Source organism: Neobacillus sp. DFD-2R (assembly GCF_057747865.1).
Window position 1 is genome coordinate 4,293,977 of sequence record NZ_CM173228.1, and the last position, 14,380, is coordinate 4,308,356.

The 14,380-nt window shown below is 37.3% G+C and carries 13 protein-coding genes and 2 pseudogenes; 5 read left to right on the top strand and 10 right to left on the bottom strand.

Translation table 11 applies throughout. From position 1 onward, the window contains the following. Nucleotides 1-69 precede the first annotated feature (69 nt). Both glcD and AC3ANV_RS21485 read left to right on the top strand, forming a co-directional pair. On the top strand, nucleotides 70-1,482 hold the full coding sequence (gene glcD, locus AC3ANV_RS21480) for a glycolate oxidase subunit GlcD (RefSeq protein ID WP_488310691.1): 1,413 nt from the start codon (nucleotides 70-72) through the stop codon (nucleotides 1,480-1,482). Further along, nucleotides 1,479-2,807: a (Fe-S)-binding protein gene (locus AC3ANV_RS21485; RefSeq protein ID WP_488310692.1), complete on the top strand. Its 1,329-nt coding sequence runs from the start codon at nucleotides 1,479-1,481 to the stop codon at nucleotides 2,805-2,807. The genes glcD and AC3ANV_RS21485 overlap by 4 nt, the downstream gene beginning before the upstream one ends. A 254-nt stretch (nucleotides 2,808-3,061) precedes the next feature. On the opposite strand, the pseudogene AC3ANV_RS21490 reads toward AC3ANV_RS21485, so the two are convergent. Continuing rightward, nucleotides 3,062-4,422: pseudogene (locus AC3ANV_RS21490) on the bottom strand (IS1182 family transposase). 451 nt (nucleotides 4,423-4,873) lie between these two features. Here AC3ANV_RS21490 and AC3ANV_RS21495 point away from each other — a divergent pair. Then, complete coding sequence (locus AC3ANV_RS21495; RefSeq protein WP_488310693.1) at nucleotides 4,874-5,077, top strand: alpha/beta-type small acid-soluble spore protein; 204 nt, start codon at nucleotides 4,874-4,876, stop codon at nucleotides 5,075-5,077. Nucleotides 5,078-5,120: 43 nt separating this feature from the next. Here the strand turns inward: AC3ANV_RS21495 and AC3ANV_RS21500 are convergent, their stop codons facing one another. The 6 genes and pseudogenes from AC3ANV_RS21500 to AC3ANV_RS21525 form a co-directional block, all read right to left on the bottom strand. Further along, a complete protein-coding gene (locus AC3ANV_RS21500) occupies nucleotides 5,121-5,909 on the bottom strand; it encodes an anti-sigma-I factor RsgI family protein (RefSeq protein WP_488314296.1) in 789 nt (262 codons plus the stop codon). A gap of 180 nt (nucleotides 5,910-6,089) precedes the next feature. Further along, nucleotides 6,090-6,158: pseudogene (locus AC3ANV_RS21505) on the bottom strand (anti-sigma factor domain-containing protein); the annotation flags it as partial. Beyond that, the gene (gene sigI / locus AC3ANV_RS21510; RefSeq protein WP_488314297.1) at nucleotides 6,155-6,883 is read right to left on the bottom strand and encodes an RNA polymerase sigma factor SigI; all 729 of its coding nucleotides are present in this window, start codon (nucleotides 6,881-6,883) and stop codon (nucleotides 6,155-6,157) included. The gene sigI and the pseudogene AC3ANV_RS21505, both read right to left, overlap by 4 nt. A gap of 148 nt (nucleotides 6,884-7,031) precedes the next feature. Beyond that, nucleotides 7,032-8,150 carry a DUF5667 domain-containing protein gene (locus tag AC3ANV_RS21515; RefSeq protein ID WP_488310694.1) on the bottom strand — a complete coding sequence of 373 codons (1,119 nt, stop codon included), beginning with the start codon at nucleotides 8,148-8,150 and terminating at the stop codon, nucleotides 7,032-7,034. Nucleotides 8,151-8,298: 148 nt separating this feature from the next. Continuing rightward, nucleotides 8,299-8,766, bottom strand: coding sequence for a hypothetical protein (locus AC3ANV_RS21520; protein WP_488310695.1), 468 nt, complete (start codon nucleotides 8,764-8,766; stop codon nucleotides 8,299-8,301). 204 nt (nucleotides 8,767-8,970) lie between these two features. After that, on the bottom strand, nucleotides 8,971-10,551 hold the full coding sequence (locus tag AC3ANV_RS21525) for a peptide chain release factor 3 (protein WP_488310696.1): 1,581 nt from the start codon (nucleotides 10,549-10,551) through the stop codon (nucleotides 8,971-8,973). Nucleotides 10,552-10,785: 234 nt separating this feature from the next. On the opposite strand from AC3ANV_RS21525, the gene AC3ANV_RS21530 reads away from it, so the two are divergent. Together AC3ANV_RS21530 and AC3ANV_RS21535 are read left to right on the top strand one after the other, a co-directional pair. Then, entirely contained in the window at nucleotides 10,786-12,525 is a 1,740-nt protein-coding gene (locus AC3ANV_RS21530; protein ID WP_488310697.1) for an AAA family ATPase, read from the top strand. A gap of 132 nt (nucleotides 12,526-12,657) precedes the next feature. Further along, the gene (locus AC3ANV_RS21535) at nucleotides 12,658-13,059 is read left to right on the top strand and encodes a YkvA family protein (protein WP_488310698.1); all 402 of its coding nucleotides are present in this window, start codon (nucleotides 12,658-12,660) and stop codon (nucleotides 13,057-13,059) included. A 41-nt stretch (nucleotides 13,060-13,100) separates the two neighbouring features. Here AC3ANV_RS21535 and AC3ANV_RS21540 read toward each other — a convergent pair whose 3' ends face one another. From AC3ANV_RS21540 to AC3ANV_RS21550, 3 genes are all read right to left on the bottom strand, one after another. Beyond that, entirely contained in the window at nucleotides 13,101-13,703 is a 603-nt protein-coding gene (locus tag AC3ANV_RS21540) for a cell wall hydrolase (protein ID WP_488310699.1), read from the bottom strand. 224 nt (nucleotides 13,704-13,927) lie between these two features. Then, the gene (locus AC3ANV_RS21545) at nucleotides 13,928-14,053 is read right to left on the bottom strand and encodes a YjcZ family sporulation protein (protein WP_488310700.1); all 126 of its coding nucleotides are present in this window, start codon (nucleotides 14,051-14,053) and stop codon (nucleotides 13,928-13,930) included. A 21-nt stretch (nucleotides 14,054-14,074) separates the two neighbouring features. Continuing rightward, nucleotides 14,075-14,176, bottom strand: a complete 102-nt coding sequence (locus AC3ANV_RS21550; RefSeq protein ID WP_488310701.1) for a YjcZ family sporulation protein — start codon at nucleotides 14,174-14,176, stop codon at nucleotides 14,075-14,077. Nucleotides 14,177-14,380 lie beyond the last annotated feature (204 nt).

Below are 14,380 nucleotides of genomic sequence, written 5' to 3' on the forward strand. Positions count from 1 at the left end.
TTATACTTTAAGTAGGTATTTATATTATTAAAAGATCGGAAGCGCATACATAAAATAGGGGGAAACGAAATGATTTCCATTTTAGTAAAGGAAAAAATAGTCTCGATTGTTTCAAAGGAAAATTTTGAGGACTCCAAAATAGAAAGACTATCCTATTCCTACGATTCAACTCCAATCCTTCAGTCGATGCCTGATGCAGTTGTCAGTCCAAGAAATACGAAGGAAGTCTCTGAAGTAGTAAAAGTTTGTAATGAATTTAAGGTTCCGGTTGTTCCACGCGGTTCCGGTACGAATCTTTGTGGCGGAACCTGTCCAACTGAAGGTGGAATTGTCCTGCTCTTCAAGCATATGGGCAAAATCCTTGAAATCGATGAGGAAAACTTAACGATTACTGTTCAACCGGGAGTTATTACCCTTGAAATAGCGAATGCAGTTGAAGAAAAGGGACTTTTCTATCCACCGGACCCCGGTTCAATGAAAATATCGACCATTGGTGGAAACATTAATGAAAATTCAGGAGGTTTACGAGGGCTTAAATATGGAGTTACGCGAGATTATGTCATCGGTTTGGAAGTGGTCCTGCCAAACGGTGATATCCTTCGAACCGGTGGAAAACTGGCTAAAGATGTTGCAGGTTATGACTTAACACGTCTAATGGTCGGATCGGAAGGAACACTTGGAATCATAACCGAAGCAACCCTAAAGCTAATTCCGATGCCGGAAACAAAAAAAACAATGCTTGCCATGTATCAAGACCTTGAAGCGGCAGCTAAATCGGTCTCAAAAATTATAGCCAATAAAATTATTCCCATAACACTTGAGTTTCTTGACCAACCAACGTTAAAAGCAGTTGAAGATTATGCACAAATTGGATTACCTACCGATGCAAAGGCTGTACTGTTAATTGAACAGGATGGGGCAATTGAAGTTGTCAATCGTGATTTAGAAAAGATAATGGAAGTTTGCAAGCAAGAAGGTGCTGTTTCAGTTCAAGTGGCGCAATCTGAAAAAGAAGCAGAAAAGCTAACAACAGCTAGACGTACTGCACTTTCCGCCCTTGCTCGACTTAAACCCACTACCATCCTAGAGGATGTTACCGTGCCAAGGTCGGAAATCGCCAAAATGGTCAATGCAATTAATGAAATTGCAGATAAATATAAGCTTGATATTTGTACATTTGGCCATGCCAGAGACGGAAATCTCCATCCAACCTGTCCAACCGATTCGAGAAATCATGAAGAATTGGAACGCGTTGAGATGGCATTTGCCGAAATATTTGAAAAGGCAGTTGAATTTGGCGGTACCATTACGGGCGAACATGGTGTCGGAGTAATGAAAGCACCTTACCTGGATCTAAAGCTAGGAAAAGAAGGAATTGAGGTCATGAAGGCAATTAAACAAGCATTAGATCCAAATAATATTATGAATCCAGGCAAGATATTTGCAAAAGACAGCAGGAAACGTGTGGTGGTAACAAAATGACATCAGTGAAAGAGCAAAAAATCATCCAAGAACAATTTAAAGCAAGAATGAATGAAGATGAATTATTAAATTGCATGCGCTGCGGTTTTTGTTTGCCAACCTGCCCCACTTATATCGAATCAGGCTACAAGGAATCCCATGCTCCAAGAGGAAGAATAGCCTTGATAAAGGCTGTTGTCGATGGATTAATTGAACCTGATGAAGATTTTGAACGCTCACTTGAGCTTTGTCTGGGCTGCCGGGCCTGCGAACCTGTTTGCCCATCAGGTGTTAAATATGGACATTTACTTGAGGAAGCTAGAGACATTATCAATCAAAATAAGAAATTTTCTTTAACGACACAACTAATTAGGAAAACTGTTTTTCAAGGACTTTTTCCTCACCCTAACCGTATGAGAAATCTTACAGGATTAATAGGATTTTATCAACGTTCAGGCATTCAATCCATTGCAAGAAAGATTGGTTTTTTTGGTCTATTACCTGAGCATTTAGCTACAATGGAAAAAGTGCTGCCTAAAGTGCCAACAATGAAAGAAATGAAAAACCGGCCTGAATATTTACCTTCAATTGGAACTCAGCGCCATCGAGTTGGCTTTTTTAGCGGCTGTCTAATGGATACTATGTTTTTACAAACAAATGATGCAACAATGAAGCTGCTTCAGCTGGCCGGTTGTGAAATAGTCATCCCGCAAACACAGACGTGCTGCGGAGCACTTCATGGTCATAGTGGCGAAAAGGAAGGTTCAAAGGAGTTAGCCAAAAGGAACATCATGGCTTTTGAAGATTTACGTGCCGATTTTATCATTACAAATGCCGGCGGATGCGGAGCCTTTTTAATTGATTATGATCATCTGTTAAAGGACGATCAGGAGTGGAACGATCGGGCTAAGGAATTTGCAAATAAAATTAAAGATGTCACAGAGATATTAGTCAATGTTGATTTTCACCAAAAGGTACGATTAGAGCTGCCAAGTCAAATTATTACCTATCAGGATTCCTGCCATCTTCGTAATGTCATGAAAACTGCATCCGCACCAAGAACTCTTCTTCAATCAATAAAAGGAGTGGAATATAAAGAAATGAAGGATGCTGACCGTTGCTGTGGTTCGGCTGGAATTTATAATATTATTGAATCAGAAATGTCGATGAAAATGCTCGACTATAAGATGATTCAAACAAAAAACACTCAGGCAGCAACAATCGTCACAGCTAACCCGGGATGTTTGTTACAAATGAAAGTTGGAATTGAAAAGGAAGGCCTGTCCTCGAAAATGAGAGGTGTTCATATAGTTGACCTTTTATTAGAGGCTGTTGTCCAAGAATAAAAAGAGCCATCCGGCTCTTCAGATTGTCGAGAAAGGGGTATTTTCTCGGCAATTTTTTATTTTGTCAGAATCAAAATACTAAATTTATTCATGAACCCTGCAAATGGGCCTGTTGATTTCCGCTCCAGGCACTCGCTTTCCGCGGGGAGGTCTCCTGGAGCCTCCTCGGCGCTTTTGGCGCCTGTGGGGTCTCCAGTGACCTCTTGATCCCGCAGGAGTCGAGTGCCCTCCGCTTCAATCAACAGGGTGCCAAATCAACCTAAAGTATTGCAACACACTTTTTCTAAGTGTGTTGCAATCTTTTTTATATTTTGACAGGCTGCCGTAAGAAGGGCTTGCTCACTTGCATTCTTCAACCCCCTTAACCAGCAGAAGCGAAGCCCGTGCAGCTCTTTTGAGTCTGCGAAGCTTCGCTCAATTTTTTCCTTTCTAAATTTATAAAGCATTTTTCCCGATTTAGATAATCGATTTAACCTTACCTTTTCCTTGTGCTCTTCCCATACATGTCGTGTTACAACATTTACTTTATTTTTTGAGCGTGTACATTGGGAAAGTAATGGGCAGTGCATACACTTCTTCGAATCAGACTTGTATTCTCTATAACCCTCACGGGTTGTTGTTTTGTATGTTAATTCTTGATTATTGGGACAAATGTATAAATCACGTTCTTTATCGTATGTAAATTTCCATTTAGGAAATAAGCCAGTAGTAGGATGATATCTTCTATGAGCGATGACTCCAAAAATGTTCCGATCAGAAAGCCCCTTGCAAGTAGGGCTAGTGAGATAACCTGGATCTAATGCTACAGCTTCTACCTTAAATCCAAATCGTTGGCCTGACGGTCCAACCGACTAAGATATGGAACAAAATCATGTACATTGCCAGGTGTAACATAAACGTCCGTAATTATGTTAAACTTCATGTCTGTAGTTCAGTGGTCAAGATAGCAGAACATTTCCTGTTTATTTTCACAGGACATAAAACTACATTCAGGGTCTGTTTGACTTACTCTAATTTCCTTAGTCTCTTTCACTTCCTTTACTTTTAATGGCTTTTTTCCGTGTTTAATTCTATCCTCTTCTATCGCCTTGTTTAAGTCTTCAAAATATTCTCGAGTATCCACTTCTACTTCTTGTTTTGTAAACTTGTTTTTATTTGCATTTGCCTTTAAATGAGTTGAATCCGTAAATAAAACACGACCACCCACCATCTTGTGATTCATTGCAAGAAGAACAATCTCATCAAAAATCTCCTGAAAAATATTTGTATCCTTAAAACGATGTTGACGATTCCAGCTAATCGTAGAGTGATGAATTACTGGGTCCTTAAGTTTCAGACCTAAAAACCAGCGGTAGGCAACATTTGTTCTAATTTCCCTTTCTAGTTGACGTTCAGAACGAATGCCGTAAATATAACCAATAAACATCATTTTAAAAAGAATAAAGGGATCAGTAGGGCGTTCATTATCATCGCTGTAATAAGGACGGACCTTTTCAATAAGAAACGAAAAATCAATATATTTATCAATCAAACGAAGAAGATGGTCATCAGGTACCAATTCATCAATAGAGACAAATTCATATTCATTTTGGCTAGTCTCTTTTGGCTTAAACATTGGATTCACCACTTATTTTTATTATTTATTAGTTGAGCTGAAAGACTTTTTTGAAAACACTCTGTTGATTGGCGCGGAAGGCACGAAGACTCCTGCGGGAGTACGGGACAGGGGAGACCCCGCAGGAGCAAAGCGACGAGGAGGCTCCCCTGCACGCCCGCGGAAAGCGAAGTGCCTGAAGCGCCAATCAACAGACTATTTAAAAGCCTATATACCAATATTATTATAACAAATTAACGCGGTGAATTGTTGAAGCAAATGAATAAAAAAGAGGCTGTCGAGAGTTTTTCGACAGCCTGAAGAGCCATCCGGCTCTTTTTATTTTTTCTAATCAAATGAAAGATATCCATATCCGAAAAACATTACCACTTATGAAAATGGAATGCAATATGAATAATACATATACAGAGATTTATCCTTTCTCTGTATCGATTTTAAGGAGTTGAATAAAATGGCAAATAGTAGCAATAAATTATTAGTACCCGGTATTGAACAATATCTAGATCAGGTGAAATATGAAATTGCCCAGGAGTTTGGGGTTCATTTAGGTTCAGATACGGTTTCAAGGGCAAATGGATCTGTTGGCGGTGAAATTACCAAAAGACTGGTTAGCCTTGCACAGTCCCAATTATCAGGAAAATCTAATCATGAATAATTGAATATCTTTGGCACAAAAGTCCGGCAATTATGCCGGACTTTTACTTATCTTTATGCCCCTTATTATTTTGCGCATTAGGGTTTGAATTGTGATTCTGATTTGACCATTGATTATGGTCTGTTTTGTCTTTTTGATATTCATTTTTTTTTAGTTGCCCATTATTTTCTTTAACATGTTCCTCTTGTTTTTTCCATGATTCCCGGGGCACCGGATTTACACCCAAACGATTAACGTTCCCATTTGATTCAGTTTTGTTTTGTGCGGGGCTACTTTCCTCCTGCTTTTTTAATTGGCCGGGAGGAAGGGTAGAATCAGCAGGTTGATAAGAACTGTTATTTTTATCTTGGTTTTTATCTATTGGATTTTGATATGATTTTTCTTTGCTTTTTTGATTAATGGATGATTGAATTTTATTTTCTTGATACTTACCAGTTGTTAGCCCTTGCTCATGTGCTGTTTCTCTGTCTTTTTCCGTTCCATTGAAAACATTAAGCTCCAACTGTTGTTTACTAATTGTCTGTTTGATTTCATTTATATTCTCTTTTAACTTTTCTTCAGCTTTCGCTTCCGGCTGATTGGTTCGAACCGTTGAAATGATTATAAGTCCTTTATTTTTTAGATAACCTTCATTTTTCATTTCAGTTAATATTGTTTTTGTTAATTGAGATACATCCTTCTTCTTCCAATCAGATATTTGAGAAATAACATTCTTTCCCTCTTTATTAAAACCTGTTATTTCAACGACCTGCATTTTTTTATTTACCCCAAGCTCGATACTGGGATCCCCATCAATAGACATATAAGCATATGCCTTGTCATTTTGATACATTGGAATGAAGGATCCGAGAAGGATAATAAGAACAGCCAATACACTAACAGCCCAAACAGGTTTTACCTTAAATATATTTATGAAAGGAATAAATGAATGAAACGTTTTATGATTTTCTACGGGAAAAAAGTGAATTTCATCTCCAATTGCATAGGGCTGATTTTGTTTCCTTGCACGCAAAAACTCACCTTCAGGGGTTAAAAGCGTTAGAAATGCGTTATCAATGTCCATTACAATCCCCTTTTTCATGTATCAAGCACCCCCTTTAAATAATCCTTCATATAAACATAATCACTGGATAAAATAAGTGCAATTGCAATAATGTATTTCCTGTTCCGTTCAATGGTCTTCCTACTAACATCGACCATTTTTTCCAATTGTTTAATAGGAAGTCTCTTTTTTTCATACAAAAATTCTTTTAATTCTCTATTTTCAACTAACATTTTTGCGACTAGAATGGCATTTATTCTCGCATCAGTATGCTTAGGGGAATTTTCCACTAAATCACTAAAATTTAAATCAAAAGTTTTTAATAATTGTTGAAAATGAATGATTTCTTCTTTTCTCAGCTGCTCATCGGCCTTTTTCTTGTAATCCTCAAGAGAAAGTTCATTTACGATAACGGTTCCTGCTGATTCATCCTCGTGTGCTTCAGTAATTAAGTCCATACTTATATGTTGGTTTTTAGTTTGCTTGCGGATATAATCAATGACTCTTCTTTTAATTAAAACTTCAGAAAAACTTAAAAGGGAGCTTCCGCGTTCTGATGAATACTTCTCAATCGCTTCATTGAAAGCAATAAGCCCAATGCTAAATTCATCATCAGTTTCATAAATATATCGTTTACAAACAGAAGAAACAGTTTTAGCAATAAATGGTTTGTATGCCTCAATTATTTCATTTAAGATATTACGGTTGCCTTGTTGAATTAAGATAACCGATTCTTCCAAAGTTCTTTTTTTGCTCTTGGTCATGAACAATAAACTCAGCAATGAGCCTCACCTCTCTATTCAGCCAATTATAACATACGAGTTATACCTTGGACTTTTTGGGGGTAAAAGCGTTTAGAAAAGATAGCCCCAATAAAGGCTATCTTTTCCTGTTTATTGTTCAACCAACTATTTAATCTTCTTTACGATTATTATCTTTATGTGATTCTCGTTCATTTTTTACTTCTTTTTTTACGTCATCCTTTTTTTCATTCACAAATGACTTTATTTCTTCTCTTTTTTGTTTTGCTTCCTGATGGATTTGTTGTACTTCTTGGTGTGCGGCTTTTTGAATAGTCTGTCTTTCATGATCTGCTTGTTCCTCTTGCTTTACAGTTGTTGAAGGAACAGAGGTATTTACATTTTGATTTGTATTTTCATTAGCATTTGGAGCTGAAGTATTCGTTTCGACTGATGTCTTTTCATCTGTACTTACTTGAGTTACTTTCTTTTTTTCTTCCTCTTTTTGTACCTTTGCTAAATGCTTGTTCCATTTTTCAATTTTCTTCGCTAACTTTGCGTAGCTTTTTTCAATATTTTTTTCTAAGGCAGCTTTGGCAACAGGATTATTGACTTTCTCCATTGCTGCAGTAAGGGCAGCGATATTTTGTGAGAGAATATTTTTTACATCTTTCAGATCCGTTTGTTCTTTTGATGCCTGATCTTCTTTAGTCGTTGAGTCATCTGTTACTTTCGTTCCATCAGTAGCTTGCTTATCTGATTCTTGGTCCTCAGTTGACTTTTGTTCATCGTTTTTTACTTGATCATTTGTCGTTTGATCATCTTCTTTTACTTGATCTTGTTTCGATACTTGTTGCTCTTCCACAACTTTATCGGCACTCTCCATATTTTCCAATGCTGATTTAAGTGTATCTACTGCCTTTTGTTGGTCCCCTGAACTGAACAAAGCATGAGCTTCAGCCAGACGTTCTGATGCATTTGCGGCTAATAACTTTGCTTCCTTTAAATTATCAAATGTTAGTGCAAGTTGTATTTTTTCAAATACAATTTTTGCAAAATAGAAGAAATCACCGGGTAATAAAGATGGTGTTTCCTGTTTGTCTATTGAATTAACCGAAACATCAGACTGAGTAGTAGTGGTAGTTTGCTGCCCGGTTGTTTGATTAGCTGTTTGGTCATTTCCATCAGCGAAAGCATTTGTAGCGGAAAATGTAAATGAACCCGCTAATACAATTGCTAAAGCTCCTTTTGCGATTTTGTTTAATTCCTTGTGGCTTGTTAGTTTCTTCAATGATTTCACCTCTAAGTTTTTTTGCAATCGCTTTTTCACTAAAGATTTACGATGCACCTAAAAGGGTTGTGGGGGTTTTAAAAAAAATTATTTTAAACAAAAAAGCTTCAAACCGGAAACGCCTGATTTGAAGCTTTTATTAAGGGATTTAATTTTCATGGAATTTCATAGTTAAAAGAAATTTGATAAAAAAGCCAATGATTAATCCGGGTACTAAAAATAACATTGGTAAAAAAACAGGTCCTAAATGATACTTTAAAAGGGTGAATTTTGGTGATACCATTAATCCCACTGTGACAAAATAAGCACAAAAAACAAACGGCAAAAAAGAGTATTTTTCATTCTCCGGCATCGCAGTACGATAAGCATCCCACATGGCAAACATATAGACACAAGGATAAAACATAAGCCATTGATAATTTGTTACCGCTTCTGCCCTTTCGATTTCACCCAAGAAGCTGTACATTATCGCTTGATTAAAGCGACTTTTGACATTCATGATGAATTCTAATGCAACAAACAATACACCTTTTATATACTGGCCGGTTAATAATTGACTAAACCCAGGAAAAGCAATATTCCATAAAATTGCTTCTAATTTACTCATTTTTTTCATCGTAAAATCCCGCTTCGTTGGCAATTTTTTAGGAGAGCAAAAGTCATTCTGAACTTAGCTTATCCAGTTAATTGCCAAATTAACGGAACTGACTAATAAAAAATATGAATTTATTTATCTTTTCTTTAAAAGAGTTAAATAATTAGCCTGAATTTTCTGTGATATAATCGCACAAAAAAGGGCGGGATTATTCCCGCCGCTAAATTATTCATGCTGGTCCATCGGATTATACAGTTTGACAGTTGGATTTTTTTCTTGAAACCATCTAAGTGCAAAGTCATTTTCAAATAAAAAGACATAGTGATCATAACGATCTTTTACGAGCAAACTTCTGGAACTGGAAAGATTCTCATCTATTGTATCGCCTTCAACCCATCTGGCAATTTTTGAACCCATACGTTCCATTAAAACCTCGGCATTATACTCATTTTTCATTCGATGCTCAAACACTTCAAATTGCAGCTGACCTACTGCACCCAACAAATAATCATCCATTTTAATGGTTTTGTAAAGCTGAATCGCACCTTCCTGTACAAGCTGCTGTATTCCCTTATAAAAGGATTTTTGCTTCATAACATTTTTAGCAGATACTCTTACATACAGTTCCGGTGTAAATTGGGGCAGTCTTTCATATTGAAAATCATCTTTTCCAGTTGTCAGTGTATCACCTATTTGATAGGTTCCCGTATCATAAAGACCAATAATATCTCCACTTACGGCTTCATCAACAGTATTCCGTTCTTCCGCCATAAATGAAGTTGACTGGGAAAGCTTTAATTGTTTCCCTAATCGAGGAATATTCACCGTCATACCTCGTTCAAATTTCCCTGAACAAATCCTGACAAAGGCAATCCGATCCCGATGAGCAGGATTCATGTTTGCTTGAATTTTAAATACAAAGCCTGAGAATTGCTCACCGAGGGGATTGATTTCACCAATCGTTGAATTACGTGCTTTCGGAGGCGGAGCAAACTGGAGATAGGACTCAAGAAATGTCTGTACCCCGAAGTTTGTTAGAGCACTCCCAAAGAAAACAGGCGTTAAGTTACCATCAGCTACTTTTTCAGCTGAGAATTCATTCCCTGCTTCATTTAAAAGCATAATTTCATCAAGAGTTTGATCATAAAGTCCGGACGATTTTAGTGGATGGTCGCCCTCAATTTCACCATCGTCATTTAAAGGAATAAATCGATCTTGTTCATTTACACGGAATTGTTCCACCCGATTATGGAACCTGTCATAAATTCCCAAAAACTCTTTACCCATCCCAATCGGCCAGTTCATTGGATACGATTCAATCCCAAGGACCTCTTCCAATTCAGCAAGCAACTCAAGCGGCGCTTTACCTTGGCGGTCCAGCTTATTCATAAATGTAAAAATCGGGATACCACGCATACGGCAAACCTTAAATAGCTTAAGTGTTTGTTCCTCGATTCCTTTTGCTGAATCAATAATCATTACCGCACTATCTACAGCCATCAAAGTACGATACGTATCTTCACTAAAATCCTGGTGCCCAGGGGTATCTAATATATTGACGCGAAATCCATCATAGTCAAATTGCATAACGCTGGAAGTAACGGAAATTCCCCGTTGTTTTTCAATTTCCATCCAGTCACTTGTCGCGAATTTCCCGGTTTTTTTCGCTTTTACGGTACCTGCATCGCGAATCGCACCGCCGAATAATAATAATTTTTCAGTCAGTGTCGTTTTACCGGCATCCGGGTGAGAAATAATGGCAAATGTCCGCCGCGATAATACTTCTTCTTTAAAATTGTTACCCATCTTGTCTTCCTCTCTTTTGACAATAAATAATTTTATCCATAACTTCAATCTTATCTCTCTATTGGTAACTTTGCAATCATTCATATTATGGCCACTAATTATTTTTGACAACATCAACCTTTATTTCGTTTATTCACCAAAATATGAAATTGCCACTTTCCACTGATTCCCACCTGCTTTTTATTAAAATCCTTTTATAATAGATATATGACTCTGATTAAGGAGATGACTTAATTGAATCAAAGCAAAAAAGTAGTTTCAAAGTTTATTCCGCTCATTGTAGCGTTTATATTAATTATTGCCGGAATTGTTTGGGTTATCCAAACCACAAATGATGAAGTAGTTATTCCATTCTCTTCTGTGGAAAAAACGATTCAAAATCAACAGGGAAAAACAGTTTCACTTACTGAGCAGTCTGATGGAAGCATCCATATAAAGGCCGGGGATGCTAAATATGTTTCCCATGTTCCACCCAATAGCCAAATGGTGGACAAACTAGTAGAAAAATATAATATAAATTATTCTTATTCAACCAGCAGTGCCTATGGAAATTGGATTATGGGCGGTGTTATCCTTTCGCTTGCAGTGGCTGCTTTTGCCATACAAAAAGCAAAGGGCGGTTTCGGTATCTCCAACTCAATGAAAAATAGTGTGGCTAAATCACGTCCGCTTCCGACCATTAGTTTAGAAGATGTAGGCGGACTTGGAGAAGAAATGAAAGAAGAAATTCTGCAAACTCTCTCTACATTAAAAGAACCGGATCGTGCAAGCAACCTGGGCATTAAACCACCAAAAGGAATATTATTATACGGACCACCTGGAACCGGTAAAACTTTACTTGCTCAGGCAATCGCCCATGAACTTAATGCTGCTTTCTTTTCTACTAGCGGATCTGCCTTTAATGAACTTTTTGTCGGTGTAGGTGCAAGCCGTGTCCGCTCATTATTCCAAACTGCACGAAAGCAGGGGCCGGCTGTTATTTTTATCGATGAAGTTGACGCACTTGCAGGAAAAAGGAAAGCCCATGGTGGCGAGGAAGCAGAAAAAACCTTAACAGAACTCCTTGTTCAGCTTGATGGCGGTCATTCGAATGATGGCATTTTATTTATTGCAGCAACCAACAGAAAAGATATGCTGGATGAAGCCTTCCTCCGTCCGGGAAGAATTGACTTCTCCTTTCATGTGCCGCTCCCGGATACAAAGGGAAGGAAAGAAATCATTGACATCCATACAAAAGGAAAGTCACTTGCAAAAAATGTTCTTTGCTCTTTAGATGATTTAGCCGAAAGCACATCAGGCTTTTCCGGTGCTGAACTTCAATCACTTTTTGAAACAGCCAGCCGACGTGCAGTGCGTAATGGGCAGAACGTCATTCAAAAACAAGATCTCGACTATGCGCTTGATCGAACCATCTTGGGAAGCACTTCTCGTTCGTTGCAGGACCAAGAAACGAAACGAAGAGTTGCTATCCATGAGGCCGGCCATGCAATTGTCGCATCGTTAACGAAGCCCGGCTCTGTCAGAAAAGCAACCATTATCCCGCGGGGTGAAGCACTGGGATATGTGGCACCAATTCCAAAAGAGCTTCATTTGTCTACAACTAGTGACTTATTAGACCGAATTGCCATGGTGTTAGCAGGCGGTGTTGCCGAAAGATTATTTCTTGGCGAGCATAGTATTGGTGTAAGTGGAGACGTTCAACAAGCAAAACATATTATCGAACAAATGGTCGATACAGGAATGCTTCAAAACGGCTTTACACTGACCTTTAATAAACAGGATAAAGAAGCAAAAATGCAAGAGCTTTTTGAAAAAGGTTTAGAAATGGCAGAAAGTTTAATTAATAACCATCATCTTCAGTATCAGCAATTAGTTGATTCTTTATTAAAGAAAGAAACCCTTGAAGGTTTTGAAGTGGAAAATATCGTAAGGGGACATAAAGAAACAAATACGGAAAATCCGGTTTATTCATGAAACTAAATCAGGCCTCAATTTGAGGCCTGATTTTTTTAGTGTACTTATTTTTCCACCAAATAAATAAACCTAAATGGATTTTCTCTTTTCGTGGCAAACTAAGCAAGTATTCCTCATAAGGGAGTGAAACTGATGTTTGAAAAAAAAGATCCTTTTGCAAAAGAAAGGGAAAAATACGAGGACAAAGCGAAGGAGTATCTTAACAACCGGGAAAAAACTGAAGGTTTGCTAAGTAAAGCAATAAAAAAAGCAAATGAAAAGAAAGGAACGTTAGGAGAAGCTTGGGATAAACTTCAGTTATTTTTCGAGTTGATTAAGTCCTATTCCAATGGCGAATATAAGAACGTTTCAAACAACACTTTGCTTACTGTCATTGGAGCCATTCTTTATTTTATTTCCCCTATTGACCTCATACCGGATTTTATTGTTGGTCTTGGAATTTTTGATGACGCAGCAGTGATTGGATATACCCTTAAGAAGGTTTCAAAGGAATTGGATGAATATAAAAAATGGAAAAACCTAAATATAATCTAACTAGAAAACCCTCTTGAATAATCAAGAGGGTAAAAATCAAATTATATGGCAAAGCGGTGATTGCCAATTACTTCTGTGATTTTTCTCGTCCGAAGCCATTTACTGTTTGTTTCCTTTGGATTGTAAAAATATAAAGCATCCGTAATTTTACCCTTTTTAGCAATCGCCTCATTTACAGCTTTTTTAGCGTCATCAACTGCCGGTTTATTGATCATTCCATTGTCAACAGGCTCAAATTGCCTCTTTTGATAAATCACTTGTTGAATTGAATTCGGAAACTGAGTGTTATCAATACGATTTAATACAACTGCAGCAACGGCAACTTTTCCTTCATATGGTTCACCCTTTGCTTCTGCAGTAACCAATCTTGCTAAAAGATCCTTATCCTTGTCCGAAATACTCTCAGGTATAATAATTTTCTCACCGGAAGTTAATTGTTTATTATCAAGTCCATTATTTCTTAATAAATTAGATTCCGGAACTCCATATTGAAGGGCAATTCGACTCACTGTATCTTTATTATGGACTGTATAGATCTTCGTGCTTTCAAGTGTTTGAGCATGAACGCGATGTATGAAATTGGGATGAACAACAAGAATGAAGTAGGTTAAAATACCCATAAGAGTAAAAGCAATATATTTCACTATTGGTTCCTCCTTTTTTCTCTAATTTCTACGCCTCTACTACCGTAACATGGATTTGAAGCTTGTCCAACCTTAAATACTTTCCATGGGAAAATTGTTTTTTTTATCCAATTAATACGTTTATTGAAAAATAAGAAAAGCAAGGAGCATTCCCTGCTTTTCAGCGAATATCAGCATATTCTTAACAAAATGAATGAAATGCCGATTTTATTTTAGTATTTACTTTACCATCTAAAGCAAGCAGCACCTACGATAATCAATAGGATGAATAATACAACGATTAGCGCGAAGCCGCCACCAAAACCGTATCCACAGCCATAGCCGTAACCACCATATCCATATCCAAACATCTTCAAAACCTCCTGTTTATATTAAAAGTGTCCGTAACCCCAAGAAGCACCGATAATGATTAACAAAATAAATAAAACGACTAGTAGGGCAAATCCGCCACCGAATCCTACAACACCAGACATTTTCATTACCTCCTTTTGTAAATTCTATATATCCTATTCACCCAATTAAAAATGTGCGATAGACACATATCCAAATTACCTTCATTTGAAAAAAAAGAATAAGCCCATTTCCTTTTTGCTTGGACAAATATAACTATGGTTACAAATTTAATAATTCTCACCAATGGATGAATTAAACGGAGCTTATGATTGACAAAAGGTTTT

What these genes read in the sequence shown, in the direction of transcription:
- glcD (WP_488310691.1), top strand. Translation starts at nt 70, where the DNA reads ATGATTTCCATTTTAGTAAAGGAAAAAATAGTCTCGATTGTTTCAAAG.
- AC3ANV_RS21485 (WP_488310692.1), top strand. Translation starts at nt 1,479, where the DNA reads ATGACATCAGTGAAAGAGCAAAAAATCATCCAAGAACAATTTAAAGCA.
- AC3ANV_RS21495 (WP_488310693.1), top strand. Translation starts at nt 4,874, where the DNA reads ATGGCAAATAGTAGCAATAAATTATTAGTACCCGGTATTGAACAATAT.
- AC3ANV_RS21500 (WP_488314296.1), bottom strand. Translation starts at nt 5,909, where the DNA reads ATGTATCAAAATGACAAGGCATATGCTTATATGTCTATTGATGGGGAT.
- sigI (WP_488314297.1), bottom strand. Translation starts at nt 6,883, where the DNA reads ATGACCAAGAGCAAAAAAAGAACTTTGGAAGAATCGGTTATCTTAATT.
- AC3ANV_RS21520 (WP_488310695.1), bottom strand. Translation starts at nt 8,766, where the DNA reads ATGAAAAAAATGAGTAAATTAGAAGCAATTTTATGGAATATTGCTTTT.
- AC3ANV_RS21525 (WP_488310696.1), bottom strand. Translation starts at nt 10,551, where the DNA reads ATGGGTAACAATTTTAAAGAAGAAGTATTATCGCGGCGGACATTTGCC.
- AC3ANV_RS21535 (WP_488310698.1), top strand. Translation starts at nt 12,658, where the DNA reads ATGTTTGAAAAAAAAGATCCTTTTGCAAAAGAAAGGGAAAAATACGAG.
- AC3ANV_RS21545 (WP_488310700.1), bottom strand. Translation starts at nt 14,053, where the DNA reads ATGTTTGGATATGGATATGGTGGTTACGGCTATGGCTGTGGATACGGT.
- AC3ANV_RS21550 (WP_488310701.1), bottom strand. Translation starts at nt 14,176, where the DNA reads ATGTCTGGTGTTGTAGGATTCGGTGGCGGATTTGCCCTACTAGTCGTT.